This is a genomic window from Mesorhizobium sp. P171375, assembly GCF_057786075.1.
In genome coordinates this window covers 1,418,091-1,431,693 of sequence record NZ_JBYNWF010000001.1, presented here as the reverse complement: position 1 = coordinate 1,431,693, position 13,603 = coordinate 1,418,091, and the positions used below count along the sequence as shown (strand labels likewise).

The 13,603-nt window shown below is 64.6% G+C and carries 11 protein-coding genes and 1 pseudogene; 6 read left to right on the top strand and 6 right to left on the bottom strand.

Going from position 1 to position 13,603, the window contains the following annotated elements; genetic code table 11:
* From ACYHH6_RS07055 to ACYHH6_RS07030, 6 genes are all read right to left on the bottom strand, one after another.
* Positions 1-999: an ABC transporter ATP-binding protein gene (locus ACYHH6_RS07055; protein WP_352582327.1), complete on the bottom strand. Its 999-nt coding sequence runs from the start codon at positions 997-999 to the stop codon at positions 1-3.
* Positions 1,000-1,014: 15 nt separating this feature from the next.
* Complete coding sequence (locus ACYHH6_RS07050; protein ID WP_352582329.1) at positions 1,015-2,076, bottom strand: Gfo/Idh/MocA family protein; 1,062 nt, start codon at positions 2,074-2,076, stop codon at positions 1,015-1,017.
* A complete protein-coding gene (locus ACYHH6_RS07045; RefSeq protein WP_112561216.1) occupies positions 2,073-2,912 on the bottom strand; it encodes a carbohydrate ABC transporter permease in 840 nt (279 codons plus the stop codon). The genes ACYHH6_RS07050 and ACYHH6_RS07045 overlap by 4 nt, the downstream gene beginning before the upstream one ends.
* Before the next feature lie 10 nt (positions 2,913-2,922).
* Positions 2,923-3,852, bottom strand: a complete 930-nt coding sequence (locus ACYHH6_RS07040; protein WP_352582331.1) for a carbohydrate ABC transporter permease — start codon at positions 3,850-3,852, stop codon at positions 2,923-2,925.
* A gap of 228 nt (positions 3,853-4,080) precedes the next feature.
* The gene (locus tag ACYHH6_RS07035; protein ID WP_352582333.1) at positions 4,081-5,340 is read right to left on the bottom strand and encodes an ABC transporter substrate-binding protein; all 1,260 of its coding nucleotides are present in this window, start codon (positions 5,338-5,340) and stop codon (positions 4,081-4,083) included.
* 2 nt (positions 5,341-5,342) lie between these two features.
* Positions 5,343-6,299, bottom strand: a complete 957-nt coding sequence (locus ACYHH6_RS07030; RefSeq protein WP_352582335.1) for an N-acetylmuramic acid 6-phosphate etherase — start codon at positions 6,297-6,299, stop codon at positions 5,343-5,345.
* Positions 6,300-6,497: 198 nt separating this feature from the next.
* Between ACYHH6_RS07030 and ACYHH6_RS07025 the strand changes: the two genes are divergently transcribed.
* The 6 genes and pseudogenes from ACYHH6_RS07025 (at position 6,498) to ACYHH6_RS07000 (ending at position 13,551) form a co-directional block, all read left to right on the top strand.
* On the top strand, positions 6,498-7,376 hold the full coding sequence (locus tag ACYHH6_RS07025; protein WP_352582337.1) for a glucosamine kinase nucleotide-binding domain-containing protein: 879 nt from the start codon (positions 6,498-6,500) through the stop codon (positions 7,374-7,376).
* The gene (locus ACYHH6_RS07020) at positions 7,373-8,155 is read left to right on the top strand and encodes a GntR family transcriptional regulator (protein ID WP_112561221.1); all 783 of its coding nucleotides are present in this window, start codon (positions 7,373-7,375) and stop codon (positions 8,153-8,155) included. The genes ACYHH6_RS07025 and ACYHH6_RS07020 overlap by 4 nt, the downstream gene beginning before the upstream one ends.
* Positions 8,152-9,183 carry an SIS domain-containing protein gene (locus ACYHH6_RS07015; RefSeq protein WP_352582339.1) on the top strand — a complete coding sequence of 344 codons (1,032 nt, stop codon included), beginning with the start codon at positions 8,152-8,154 and terminating at the stop codon, positions 9,181-9,183. The genes ACYHH6_RS07020 and ACYHH6_RS07015 overlap by 4 nt, the downstream gene beginning before the upstream one ends.
* On the top strand, positions 9,180-10,355 hold the full coding sequence (nagA, locus tag ACYHH6_RS07010) for an N-acetylglucosamine-6-phosphate deacetylase (protein WP_352582341.1): 1,176 nt from the start codon (positions 9,180-9,182) through the stop codon (positions 10,353-10,355). Before ACYHH6_RS07015 ends, nagA begins: the two co-directional genes overlap by 4 nt.
* Before the next feature lie 9 nt (positions 10,356-10,364).
* Positions 10,365-11,433 (top strand): annotated as a pseudogene (locus ACYHH6_RS07005) (NAD(P)/FAD-dependent oxidoreductase).
* A gap of 66 nt (positions 11,434-11,499) precedes the next feature.
* On the top strand, positions 11,500-13,551 hold the full coding sequence (locus tag ACYHH6_RS07000; protein ID WP_488500412.1) for an ABC transporter ATP-binding protein/permease: 2,052 nt from the start codon (positions 11,500-11,502) through the stop codon (positions 13,549-13,551).
* Positions 13,552-13,603 lie beyond the last annotated feature (52 nt).

Here is a 13,603-nt window from a genome sequence, read left to right as displayed (position 1 = left end):
TTACTTGATCGTCTTGCCGTCCGCCCCGAACCGGTACGTCTTCCCCGGCTCGGGCGTCGCATAAAGCGTCGCGCCGGGCTCCGCGTCGTAGACGCCGAAAATGCGCACCGTGATCAGCCCGGCCTTTTCGCAGTCGAGATAGAGGTTGGTGTCGGCGCCGAGATGTTCGGCGTGCACGACCGTGCCTTTCCAGGCGCCGGACTTCGCATCGACCGTCAGATGTTCCGGCCGCACGCCAATGGTCTTGGCCGTCTCGCCCAGCCGCGCGCCGTCGATGAAGTTCATCTTCGGTGAGCCGATGAAGCCGGCGACAAATTCATTTGCCGGCGAATTGTAGAGCTCCATCGGGCCGCCGATCTGCTCGATCCTGCCGGCATTGAGCACGACGATCTTGTCGGCCAGCGTCATCGCCTCGACCTGGTCGTGGGTGACGTAGATCATCGTCGCCTTCAGCCGGCGGTGCAGTTGCGCGATCTCCAGCCGCGTGTTGACGCGAAGTGCTGCATCGAGGTTCGACAGCGGCTCGTCGAACAGAAACAGTTTTGGCTCGCGCACCACCGCACGGCCGATGGCGACGCGCTGGCGCTGGCCGCCCGAAAGTTCGGCAGGTCGCCTTTCGAGATAGGGCTCCAGCGACAGCATCGACGAGGCGATGCCGATGCGCCGCTCGATCTCCGCCGCCGGCGTGCCGGCCTGCTTGAGGCCAAGGCCCATATTGTTCTTCACCGTCAGATGCGGGTAGAGCGCATAGGTCTGGAACACCATGGCGATGCCGCGTTTGGCGGGCGGCGTAGCCGAAACATCCGCGCCATCGATCACCACCCGGCCCGAGGTCGAATCCTCCAACCCGGCAATGACCCTGAGTAGTGTTGACTTGCCGCAGCCCGACGGGCCGACGAAGACGACGAATTCGCCGTCGGTCACTTCGAGGTTGATGCCCTTCAGCACCTCGACCGGCCCGAAAGCCTTCTTCACATTTTCGATTACCAGCGAACCCACGGCTTCGTCCCTATTCTAGAGTTTAATTGGGGCGCCGCTGCGCACGCTCTCGTCGGCGGCAAGGCAGACGGCGAGCGATTTCACCGCGTCGTCCATGTGGCGGGTCAGGTCGATGTCTTCCCGGATCGCCTTCAGCACAAAGGCCTGTTCGAGGTCGCAAAGGTCTTGATGGCCGGGTTCGCCTTCCATCGACAGCATCTCGTCCGGCCTGGCGAATTTGCCGTCCGCGCCGGTCGCCGCGCTGTGCAGGCGGATGGTCGAGGTCTTGGTGTGGGTGTCGATGTCGTCGGACTTCACACCTTCCTTCATAACGATCGACACACAGCCATTGGGCGAAATCACGTCCTTCACGAAGAAGGCGGTTTCCGAAATCATCGGTCCCCAGGCGGCCTCGTACCAGCCGACCGAACCGTCATCGAACAGCACCTGCAGATGGCCGTAATTGTACATGGTCGGCGCGATCTCTTCGGTCAGCCGCAGCCCCATGCCGCGCACCTCGACCGGTTTGGCGTCGGTGATCTGCAGCATGACGTCGAGATAGTGCACGCCGCAGTCGACGATCGGCGACGTAGTCTGCATCAGGTGCTTGTGCGTCTGCCAGGTCGGGCCCGACGATTGCTGGTTGAGGTTCATTCGGAAGACGTAAGGGCCGCCTAGCTTGCGCGCCTCGGCGATCAGCCGGACCCACGACGGGTGATGACGCAGGATATAGCCGATCACCAGCTTTCTGCCGTTGGCCTTGGCCGCGGCGACGACGCGCTTGGCGTCGGCCACCGTCGTTGCCAGTGGCTTTTCGACAAAGACATGGCAGCCCGCCTCGAACGCCTTCACCGCATAGTCGGCATGGCTGTCGGAATAGGTGGCAATACAGGCGACATCGGGCTTTTCGTCGCGCAAGGCGTCGTCGAAAGAGCGCCTTATACCATAGCCCGACAGTCCATCCGGAAGCGGCACGTCGGAACGGTTGATCAGCGCCGCGATCTCAAACCCCGGATTGGTGTGATAGGCCAGCGCATGGCTGCGGCCCATATTGCCGAGCCCGGCGACGACGACACGAAGAGGCTTTTCTAGACTCACTTGACGGCTCCGGAAGTGATGCCGCGGATCAGCTGCCGCGAGAAGATGACGTAGAGGATCAGCACCGGCATGATCGCCAGCGACAGGGCCGCCAGAATGGCGTTCCAGTTGGTGACGAACTGGCCAAGGAACAGTTGCGCGCCGAGCGTCACCGTCTTGGTCTCTTCCGACGGGGCCAGGATCAGCGGGAACCACAGATCGTTCCAGATCGGGATCATGGTGAAGACGGCGACCGTCGCCATCGAAGGCCTGACCAGCGGCAGCACCAGCCGGAAGAAGATCGTGTATTCCGACAGCCCGTCGATGCGGCCGGCATTCTTCAGATCGTCGGACACCTGCTTCATGAATTCCGACAGAATGAACACAGCAAGCGGCAGGCCTTGCGCGGTATAGACCAGGATCAGCGCCGTCAGCGTGTTGACCAGCCCGCTCGCCACCATCAGTTGCAGGATGGCGACGGTGCCGAGCCGGATCGGGATCATGATGCCGAGCGCGAGATAAAGCCCCATAAGCGTGTTGCCGCGAAAGCGGTATTCCGACAGCGCAAACGCCGCCATTGCGCCGAACAGAAGCACGAAGAACAGCGAGGCGACGGTGACGACGAGACTGTTCTGGAAATAGTGGATGAAGTCGCCCTGGCCGATCACCGTGTTGTAGCCGATCAGGTCGAAGGTTTTCGGCGTCGGCGGCGTCAGCGGTTCGCTGAAGATGCCGGCGCGCGATTTGAACGAATTCATGATGACCAGGATCACCGGGAACAGCGCGATTACCGTGTAGGTCAATAGGATCGCGTGGGCGCCGATGGTGCGGGGCAGGGAACGGGTGGCTAGGCTCATCTCTCGCTCCTCAGAACTGGTAGCGACGCAGGCGCGTCTGCACGAGGAACAGGTAGACGCAGACGCCGCCGAGGATGATCAGGAACATCATCGTGGCGATCGCAGCGCCCATGTTGGGATCGCCGACCTGCAGCTGGAAGCCGAAGAAGGCGCGGTAGAGGAAGGTGCCCAGAATATCGGTCGAATAGTTCGGCCCGGCGAGCGCCCCTTGCGCGGTGTAGATCAGGTCGAAGGCGTTGAAATTGCCGACGAAGGTCAGGATCGAGATGATGCCGATCGACGGCAGGATCAGCGGCAGCTTGATCTTCCAGAACTGCGACATGCCGGTAATGCCATCGCATTCGGCGGCTTCGATCACCTCTTCGGGGATCGACAGCAACGCTGCATAAATCAGCATCATCGGAATGCCGATGAACTGCCACACCGAGATCAGGCTGAGCGCGGTCAGCGCGTATTGCTCCTTGCCGAGCCATGGCGTGAACAGGCTTTTCAGGCCGACCAGGTCCATCAGATGCGGCGCCACGCCCCATAGCGGCGACAGGATCAGCTTCCAGGCGAAGCCGACAATGACGAAGGAAAGGATGGTCGGCACGAAGATCGCCGTGCGGTAGAAGGCGGCGAACCTCAGCCGCGGGCTGGACAGCAATGCCGCCAGCATGACGCCGATCGGGTTCTGCACCAGCATGTGGATGATGAAGAACCAGACATTGTTGCGCAGCGCATTCCAGAAATTGAGCGACCAGTTGGGGTCGCCGAACAAGGTGCGGAAATTGTCAAAGCCGACGAAGACCTGGTGCTGATCGATGTTGCGGAACAGCGACAGCTGCAGCGTCCCGGCCAGCGGCAGGATCATGATCGCCGTATAGACCAGCAGCGCCGGCGCCAGGAAGACGCCGATATGCCAGCGGAACGGTCGTTTCGGTCGTGTTTCTGCGGCCATGAGTGCGGTCCCCGCCGTCTCTCGGTTCCAAAGGGTGTCAATGCCAGATGATGCCTCGATGCACGGCCCCGATGTCCTTGCCCCGGCATGGGCAGGACGAAGGCCTGCGACTGGTCAGCTAGCCTTTCCCCACAAGACAAGAGGGTAAGGCCGAGAGGCAGTGCCGACAATCGCGATCTGTAAAGTGAAGGCCGGCCGGGCACGCGCCCGGCCGGTCTGTCTGAGCTCTTACTTGCCCGGCTTGTACCAGCTGTCGAGGCCGTCCTGCAGCTTCTTGGCCGCAGCTTCCGGCGTATCGGTGCCGTTGATGACGTTGGCCGATTCGACCCAGGTCTCGTTTTCCAGGTTCGGCGTGCCGCGCGACAGGATCTGGTAGGTCGAGCGGATCGTCGACTTGCACTTGTCGCGCCAGGAGACGAATTCCTGCGCCAGCGGGTCTTCCATCTTCACCGGGCTGGAGTTCAGGCTGAAGAAGCCCGGCAGTGCGTTGGCGTAGATGGTGGCGAAGTCCGGCGAAGCGACCCAGGACAGGAAGGTCTTGGCCGCATCGGCATTCTTCGACGCCGCATTCAGACCCATGCCGATATCGGTATGGTCGGAGATGTAGCAGGTGTCGCCGGCCTTCTCGACCGGCGGCGGGAAGGCGCCCATCTTGAACTGCGCCTGGGTGTTGAACAGGCCGATCTCCCACGAGCCGGCCGGGTAGATGGCGGCGCGGCCGAGCGTGAACAGGTTCTGGCTGTCCGGGTAGGTCTGGGCTTCGAAGCCGTCGCCGAGATAGGGCTTCCACTTGGCCAGCTCGGCATAGGGCGCGACCCAGTCGGCGTCGGTCAGCTTTTGCTCGCCCTTGATCAGCGCAGCGCGGCCTTCCTCACCCTTCCAGTAGTTCGGGCCGATATTCTGATAGCCCATGGTCGCGGCTTCCCAGAGATCCTTGGTGCCCATCGCCATCGGGATGTAGGTGCCGTCGGCCTTGATCTTGTCGAGCGCGGCGAAGAACTCGTCACGCGTCGTCGGCACCTTGATGCCGAGCTTGTCGAAGGCGTCCTTGTTGTAGATGAAGCCGTGGATGACCGAGGCCATCGGCACGCAGAAGCTCGCCTTGCCGTCGTCGGTCTGCCAGGCGGCCTTGGCGACGGGCGAGAAGTTTTCCATGCCGGGCAGCGCCGAGAGATCGGCGAGATTGCCCTTCTTGAACAGTTCGAGCGACTTGTCGAACGGGCGGCAGGTGATCAGGTCGCCAGCCGAGCCGGCGGCGAGCTTGGCGCCGAGCGCTGCGTCATACTCGGTCGGAGCCGAGGGTGCGAACACCACCTTGATGCCGGGGTTCTTGGCTTCGAAGGCCGGGATCAGCTTGTCCTTCCAGATGGTGAGGTCGTCGCCGCGCCAGCTTTCGATGTTGAGGGTAACGTCAGCGGCGTGAGCCAACCCGGCGGTGCCGAGAATGCTGGTGCCGAGAAGCAGTGCCGTCAGTAGTTTCGTTGTCATGCTTAGTCTCCCTGTTGACCTTTTTCAGGTTCGGTTTTGAGAACAGGGGCCTTCGCGCCCTTGTTCCCCTCGATCGCGGAAAGAGCTGGCCTGAGCTTCTGGCCGGTCCCTTCCAGTATCTTCTCGGCCACATCGGCGTTGGCAGCGCCGGCGGCGAGCAGAATGGCTGTCTTGACAACGCCGCCGCTCGCTTCGAGCAGGCGCGCCGCAGCGTCCTTGTCGTGGCCGGTGATGGCGGCGACGATGCGGGCCGCGCGGTCGCGCAGCTTGATGTTGTCGGCGGTGAGATTGACCATGTAGCCATCATGGACGTGGCCGAGATGAATGGCGGTCAGCGTCGACAGCATGTTGAGCGCGATCTTCTGCGCGGTGCCGGCACCCATGCGCGTCGAGCCGGCAATCACCTCCGGCGGTGTTTCTAGCAGGATGGCGACATCGGCCAGCTTGAGCACTGGCGTGTCCTTGTTATTGGCAATGGCGATGGTCGCCGCGCCCCGGCCACGCGCGTCCTTCAAAGCCTGGACCGCATAGGGTGTCGAGCCGCTGGCCGAGATCGCGATCAGGCAGTCGCCCTTGCCGATGCCGGCGCCGGCAATTGCCGCCGAGGCTTCGTCGGTGTCGTCTTCCGGCCCGCCGGCCAGCGTCTTGAAGGCCTCGTCGCCGCCGGCGATCAGGATGACGATGCGCTCGCGCTTGATGCCGAAAGTGCCGGGCAATTCCAGCGCGTCGGCCAGCGCCATCAGGCCGGAGCTGCCGGCCGCCGCATAGGCAAGCTTGCCGCCGCCGTTCAGCCGGCCGGCGATGATCTCGGCCGCGGCAGCGATGGCAGGAATGGCGTCGCGGACTGCCTTGGCGGCCTCGATCTGTGCATCAGCCAAAGAAGAAAGGATGGCGTCCGGGGCCTGGATGTCCAGTCCCTCGGCATTCCTGTGAAGCGCTTCGGTGCGCGGTTCGGCCATCCCTGTCCCTCCGATGAAGGAACAATACCAAAAAAATACCACTTGTCCACACGCATTAACAGATTTGGGCGCCAGAAATCGCTGAGCCGACGAAATGTCTAGTTTTTTCAATAAAATACGCCTTAATCTTTTTGAAACGGAAATTAATCCTTGGCTATTGGTATTTTATTGGTATTATCCGCCCCGAGGAGAAATCGCGTGAATTTCGTGCTCGGTATCGATGGCGGCGGCACCAGCTGCAGGGCAGCCCTTGCGACAGGCGATGGCGCTGTCATTGGCCGTGCCAAAAGCGGCGCGGCCAACATCCGCACCGATCTCACCGGCGCCAGGACCCATATCGTCGAGGCGGCACGGCAGGCCTTCATCGCCGCCGGGCAAGACCCGGACCTGATCCCGCAGACACCAGCCATTCTTGGCCTTGCCGGCGCCAATGTCGGCACCTACCGGCAGCAACTCGAAGCAATCCTGCCATTCAGCATCAGCCGCGTCGAGACTGACGCCGAGATCGCGCTCGAAGGGGCGGTCGGCTCGGGCGATGGCGCCATGGCCATCCTCGGCACCGGCACCGCCTATATGGCGCGCAAGGGCGGCACATCGCGTGCCATAGGCGGCTGGGGCTTCCAGGTCGGCGATCAGGGCAGCGGCGCCCGTATCGGCCGCGATTTGCTCGAACAGACGCTGCTCGCCCATGACGGCGTTCGCCCGGGCTCGCCTTTGACCGACAGCATGATGGCGACCTTCCGCAACAATCCCGAAGACGTGGTCGAATTCACCACCAACGCCAAACCAGGCGATTTCGGCGGCTTCGCGCCCAAGGTGTTCGAGCACGCCGGGAAGGGCGACGCCGTCGCCAACTGGATCGTCGACAAGGCGGTCGGCGATGTCGAAGCGTCGCTCGGCGCCCTCGACCTTTCGCACGATGCCCCGCTCTGCCTGCTCGGCGGGCTGGCGCCGCTTTATGCGCCGCGCCTTTCCCAACGCTACCAGGCGCTGCTGAAGGCGCCGCTCGACGATGCGCTGGGCGGCGCCGTGCAGATGGCGGCTCGCATCTTCGCCAAAGCGGAGACAGCGCGATGAGCGAGGCCGCCGACCAGATCTTCGCCACGCTGAAGCAATCGTCGCAAAGCGGCGCGCCGCTCTATCTGCAGTTGAGGAAAAGCATTGAGGACGCCGTCAATCGCGGTCTGATCGGGCCGGGCGACGCGCTGCCGTCGGAGCGCGACATCGCGACAAAGGCCGATATTTCGCGCGTCACCGTGCGCAAGGCGGTCCAGGATCTGGTCAAGGGCGGCATCCTCGTGCAGCGCCACGGCTCTGGCACCTTCGTGGCGCCGCGCATGGAGCGCGTCGAGCAGTCGCTGTCGAGGCTCACCTCCTTCACCGAGGACATGGCCCGGCGCGGCATGGCGGTGCGTTCGGCCTGGCTCGACCGCGGACTGTATGCGCCCTCGCCCGATGAGATGATGGTGCTCGGCCTGTCGTCGAACGAGTTGGTGGCGCGTGTGTCGCGCCTGCGCATCGCCAACGACACGCCGCTGGCCATCGAGCGCGCCTCGCTGTCGGCCAGCGTGCTGCCGGACCCCGCCGGGATAGGCTCTTCTCTCTATGCGGCGCTGGAGTTGACCGGCAACCGCCCGGTGCGGGCGGTGCAGCGCATTTCGGCCGCCAATCTCGGCGACGGTGACGCGCGCCTGCTCGAAGTGCCGCCGGGCATTGCCGGACTGCACATCGAACGCATTTCCTATCTGGCGAGCGGCAAGGTGATCGAATTCACCCGTTCCATCTACCGGGGCGACGCTTATGATTTCGTCGCCGAACTGCGGCTGACAGGGCCGAGCGAAGAGGGCCGACCATGATCCCCAACACCACCCATATGCGGCGCGAGATCGACGAAATCCCGCAAGCCGTCGCGCGCCTGCTCGACGGCTCGGCGGCGGTGCTGACCGAGGCCGGACGCGGCATTCGCGAGCGCGATCCGAGCTTCATCGTTACCGTCGCGCGCGGCTCGTCCGACCATGCCGCCACCTTCGTGAAATATGCCGTCGAGCTGACCGCTGGTCTGGCCGTGGCATCGGTCGGCCCGTCGATCGCCTCGATCTATGGCGCCAAGCTCAAGCTTGCCGGTTCGGCCTGCCTGGCGATCTCGCAGTCGGGCAAGAGCCCTGATATCGTCGCCATGGCCGAGACGGCCAGGGCCGGCGGATCGCTCACCGTCGCCATCACCAACACCGCCGATTCGCCGCTGGCACGGGCCTCGGATTTTGCCATCGACATCCTGGCCGGGCCCGAGCGCAGCGTTGCGGCGACGAAAACCTTCGTCAATTCGGCGGTGGCCGGGCTGGCGCTGATGGCGCATTGCACCGGCGACGACAAGCTGCTGGCCGCCCTCGCCCGCCTGCCCGAACACTTCAGCAAGGCGATCGCCTGCGACTGGATGGCGCTGGCCGGCGCGCTGGAGACGCCGCAATCGCTGTTCATTCTCGGCCGCGGCCCATCCGCGGCGATGGCCAACGAGGCGGCGCTGAAGTTCAAGGAGACCTGCGGCATGCACGCCGAGGCCTATAGTGCGGCCGAAGTCATGCACGGCCCGCTGGCATTGGTCGGGCCGGGCTTCCCGGTGCTGGCGCTGGCTGCCCGCGACGCCTCGGAGCCGTCGGTGGCCGAGGCCGCCGACAGCCTTGCCGGCAAGGGTGCCGCCGTTTTTGTAACCTCGGACAAAGCCAAGAGCGCCGCATGGCTGCCGCATGTCGCCACCGGCCATGCCTTGACCGACCCGCTGACGCTGATCGTGTCCTTCTACGGCTTCGTCGAGGCCTTCGCCCGCCATCGCGGCCTCGATCCGGATGTACCGCGCAATCTGCGCAAGGTGACGGAAACCGTATGAGCGACCGTTTTGCCCTGACTGGCGCCCGCATTTTCGACGGCGACGACTGGCACGACAATGCCGCCCTTGTCGTGCAGGGCGATGCGGTCGAAGGCATTCTTCCCGTCGGCGCTGTTCCGTCAGGCGTTGCCCGGATCGACACCGGCGGCGGCATGCTGGCACCCGGCTTCGTCGACCTGCAGGTCAATGGCGGCGGCGGCGTCATGCTCAACGACCATCCCGATGTCGCCTCGCTCGCAACCATATGCCGGGCGCATGCGCCATTCGGCACCACGGCGCTGCTGGCGACGCTGATCACCGACACGCCTGAGATCACCGCCGCAGCCATTGCCGCCGGCACCGAGGCGGCACGGCAGAAGCTGCCGGGGTTTCTCGGCCTGCACCTCGAAGGCCCGCATCTCTCCGTCGCCCGCAAGGGTGCGCACGACCCGGCGCTGATCCGGCCGATGACGGATGCCGACCAGGCTGCCCTGATCGCGGCGCGCAAAAATCTGCCGGTGCTGCTGACGACGATCGCGCCGGAATCCGTCGAGCCCGCCCGGGTCGCCGCACTTGCCAAAGCCGGCCTCGTCGTCAGCCTCGGTCACTCCGACACCGGCTACGCAACGGCCAGAGCCTTTGCCGACGCCGGCGCCAGTGTGGTCACCCATCTGTTCAACGCAATGAGCCAGATCGGCAACCGCGAGCCGGGACTGGCCGGTGCGGCCATCGACATAGGGGGCCTCTCGGCCGGCATCATCGCCGACGGCATCCATGTCGACCCGGCCACCATGCTGATTGCGCTGCGCGCCAAGCAGGGACCGGGCAGGATCGTGCTGGTCACCGACGCCATGGCGACGATCGGCACCGACATGACCTCGTTCACCCTCAACGGCCGTACCATCTATCGCAAGGATGGTAGCCTGCGGCTGGCCGACGGCACGCTGGCCGGGGCCGATCTCGATATGATCTCGGCAGTCCGCTATGTGCACAGAATTGTCGGGCTGGACCTGTCGGAGGCGTTACGGATGGCTTCGCTCTATCCGGCGCAAGCCGTCGGCCAGGCGCACCGGCTCGGCCGCTTCGCCAATGGCACGGCAGCCGATATCGTCGCCCTTTCGGACGATCTCGACATCAAGGGCGTGTGGATCGGCGGCAACAGGGTTTTTGCAGGCGCGGACAGTCGGCGCTAAAGTCCATCCATGCATGATGTCGATTGCGTTGTTGCCGGGGCGGGTGTGGTCGGCCTCGCCATTGCCCGTGCGCTGGCGCTGGCGGACCGCGAGGTGCTGGTGGTCGAGAAGGCCGCAGCCATCGGCACGGGCACCAGTTCGCGCAACTCGGAAGTCATCCATGCCGGGCTCCATTATGCGCCGGGCAGCTTCAAAGCCCGGCTCTGCGTCGCGGGTCGCGAGCGCCTCTATGCCTACTGCCGCGAGCACGGCGTCGCCCACCGGCGCGCTGCGGGCGATCCAGATCAACGCGGCGCAATGCGGAGTAGGCGACCTCACGCTGTTGACGCGCGCAGAGGCCGAAAAGCTCGAGCCCGCGCTGACCTGCGCCGGCGCGTTGCTGTCGCCGTCGACCGGCATCGTCGACAGCCAGGCGCTGATGCTGTCGCTGCGTGGTGACGCGGAAGCCGCTGGCGTATCCTTCGCACTGCTCACGACTGTTACCGGCGCGGCCATCGAAGCCGACGGGATCCGGGTCGATACGCGTGACGCCGATGGTGAGGGGTTCCGTCTCAAGGCCGGCGCCTTCATCAACGCCGCCGGCCTCGACGCCCAGGCATTGGCCAGACGCATCGAAGGCTTCCCGCAAGACCTCGTTCCGCCGCTATGGCTGGCGCGCGGCAACTATTTCGCGCTGTCCGGCCGCTCGCCCTTTTCGCGGCTGATCTATCCGGTGCCAGTCCATGGCGGTCTTGGCGTTCACCTGACCCTCGACCTCGGCGGCAGCGCGCGCTTTGGCCCTGATGTCGAATGGATCGATCGCGTCGACTATACCGTCGATCCCGGCCGAAGCGCCGCCTTCTACGAGGAGATCCGGCGCTACTGGCCCGGCCTTGCCGATGGCGCTTTGCAGCCCGCCTATGCCGGCGTCAGGCCAAAACTGTCCGGTCCAGGCCAGCCGGTGGCAGATTTCATCATCCAGGGCCCGGCCGAGCACGGCGCTGGGCCGATCGTCAATCTGTTCGCCATCGAGAGCCCTGGCCTGACGGCAAGCCTGGCAATTGCCGACCATGTTGTGGAGCTGCTCAGCCTGAAATGACAGGGCTGCGGCTGTTGTCGTCTCAAGCTATGAAACCTTTTGATTTTGAGGCCGTTGTCGGGGCGTATGTCCGAGGCGAAACCCAAATCGAAACCGACCGACGGCATCAGACCGAGCGATGCCCCAAAGTCGCGCCGGGAAAAGCCGTCACGACAAAAGTCGCGCGACCGACGAACGGGCGAGGAGAAGCCGCGCGAAAAGAAGCCAACGCCCGCCGACGCAGCGCCGGAGGTCGATGGCCAGGCGGGGCCGCCGCCGGAAGCTATCGAACCCGATCCGCAGCTGACGCCCGAAGAGGCCGAGCAGGCGCGCAAGAAATACCTGCTGCGGCGTTTCTGGATCAGCGCGCGCGGCTACTGGAGCCGGCGCGGCGACCGGCTCGCCTGGCCATTCACGATCGGAGTGCTGCTGGTGATCTGCATCAACATCGGTTTCCAGTATGGCATCAATGTCTGGAACCGCTCGATGTTCGATGCCCTCGAGCAGCGCAACGCCCGCACAGTCTATTTCCTCAGCGCCGTATTCGTGCCGCTGGTGATCTGCAGCGGCAGCCTTGTCGTCGCGCAGGTCTACCTGCGCATGACGATCCAGCGCCGCTGGCGTTCCTGGCTGACCACCGGGGTCGTCGCGCGCTGGCTGGCAAACGGCCGCTACTACCAGCTGAACCTCGTGGGCGGCGACCACCAGAACCCCGAGGCCCGCATGACCGAGGATCTGCGCATCGCCACCGAGTCGCCGGTCGATTTCGTCGCCGGCGTCCTCAACGCGTTCCTGTCGGCCTCGACCTTCATTGTCGTGCTGTGGACCATCGGCGGCGCGCTCACCCTGCCGATCGGCGGCGAGAGCATCACCATTCCCGGCTTCCTGGTCATCACCGCGATCATCTATGCCGCCATCACCTCGACCTCGATGGTGGTCATCGGCCGCAATTTCGTCCAGCTCTCCGAGCGGAAGAACCAGGCGGAGGCCGAACTGCGCTACACGCTGACGCGCGTGCGCGAAAACGGCGAGAGCATCGCCTTGCTGGGCGGCGAGGAGGAGGAGCGCGGCGGCATCGACAGGAATTTCGGCCATGTGCTGAGGCAATGGGCGCTGCTGACCGGACAGCACATGCGCACGGCGGCGGTGTCGCAGGGATCGAGCCTGTTTGCGCCGGTCGTGCCGATCCTGCTGTGCGCGCCAAAATTCCTCGAAGGCTCGATGACGCTTGGCGAGGTGATGCAGGCGGCGTCTGCCTTTGGCATCGTGCAAGGCGCGTTCGGCTGGCTGGTCGACAACTATCCGCGTCTCGCCGACTGGAACGCCTCCGCGCGGCGCATTGCCTCGCTGATGATGTCGCTCGACGGGCTCGAGCGCGCCGAGCAGAGCGATGCGCTCGGACGCATCAACCGGGGCGAAACCGAAGACGGCGCCATCCTCAGCCTCGACAATCTTTCCGTGACACTCGACGACGGCACCTCCGTGGTCAAGGAAACCGAGGTCGTGATCGAGCCGGGCGAGCGGGTGCTGGTGGCTGGCGAATTTGGTTCAGGCAAGTCGACGCTAGTGCGGGCAGTCGCGGGCCTGTGGCCATGGGGCGGCGGCAGCGTCAATTTCCACGCCGACAGGCGCCTGTTCATGCTGCCGCAACGCCCCTACATCCCCACCGGCACGCTTCGCCGCGCGGTCGCCTATCCCGCGGCGGCGGACAAGTGGACGATCAAGCAGATCAAGGCTGCCCTCGACAAGGTGGGGCTTGGCTATCTGACCGACAGGATCAGGGAAGACGCGCCATGGGACCAGACGCTGTCGGGTGGCGAAAAGCAACGGCTCGCCTTCGCGCGCCTGCTGCTGCATCGCCCCGATATCGTGGTGCTGGATGAAGCGACTTCGGCGCTCGACGAGAAGAGCCAGGACACGATGATGAAGACGGTGATCCGCGAACTGCCTGATGTCACCATCATCAGCGTGGCGCACCGCGCGGAGCTCGAAGCCTTCCACAGCCGCAAGATCACCCTGGAAAGGCGTGAGGGCGGCGCCAAGCTCGTCAGCGATGTCGACCTCATCCCGCGCAAACGCAAACGCAGCCTGCTGAACCGCGCTCTGTGGGGTTCCGGCACCCCAAAGCCGCGCAGGTAGGGACGGCACTACCGAACCGCGAACAGGTGACAGTGGAGCGCCTGAAGCAAAG

Coding starts and splice junctions, on each gene's coding strand:
- ACYHH6_RS07045 (WP_112561216.1), bottom strand. CDS start 2,912: ATGAGCCTAGCCACCCGTTCCCTGCCCCGCACCATCGGCGCCCACGCG.
- ACYHH6_RS07040 (WP_352582331.1), bottom strand. CDS start 3,852: ATGGCCGCAGAAACACGACCGAAACGACCGTTCCGCTGGCATATCGGC.
- ACYHH6_RS07035 (WP_352582333.1), bottom strand. CDS start 5,340: ATGACAACGAAACTACTGACGGCACTGCTTCTCGGCACCAGCATTCTC.
- ACYHH6_RS07030 (WP_352582335.1), bottom strand. CDS start 6,299: ATGGCCGAACCGCGCACCGAAGCGCTTCACAGGAATGCCGAGGGACTG.
- ACYHH6_RS07020 (WP_112561221.1), top strand. CDS start 7,373: ATGAGCGAGGCCGCCGACCAGATCTTCGCCACGCTGAAGCAATCGTCG.
- ACYHH6_RS07015 (WP_352582339.1), top strand. CDS start 8,152: ATGATCCCCAACACCACCCATATGCGGCGCGAGATCGACGAAATCCCG.
- nagA (WP_352582341.1), top strand. CDS start 9,180: ATGAGCGACCGTTTTGCCCTGACTGGCGCCCGCATTTTCGACGGCGAC.
- ACYHH6_RS07000 (WP_488500412.1), top strand. CDS start 11,500: ATGTCCGAGGCGAAACCCAAATCGAAACCGACCGACGGCATCAGACCG.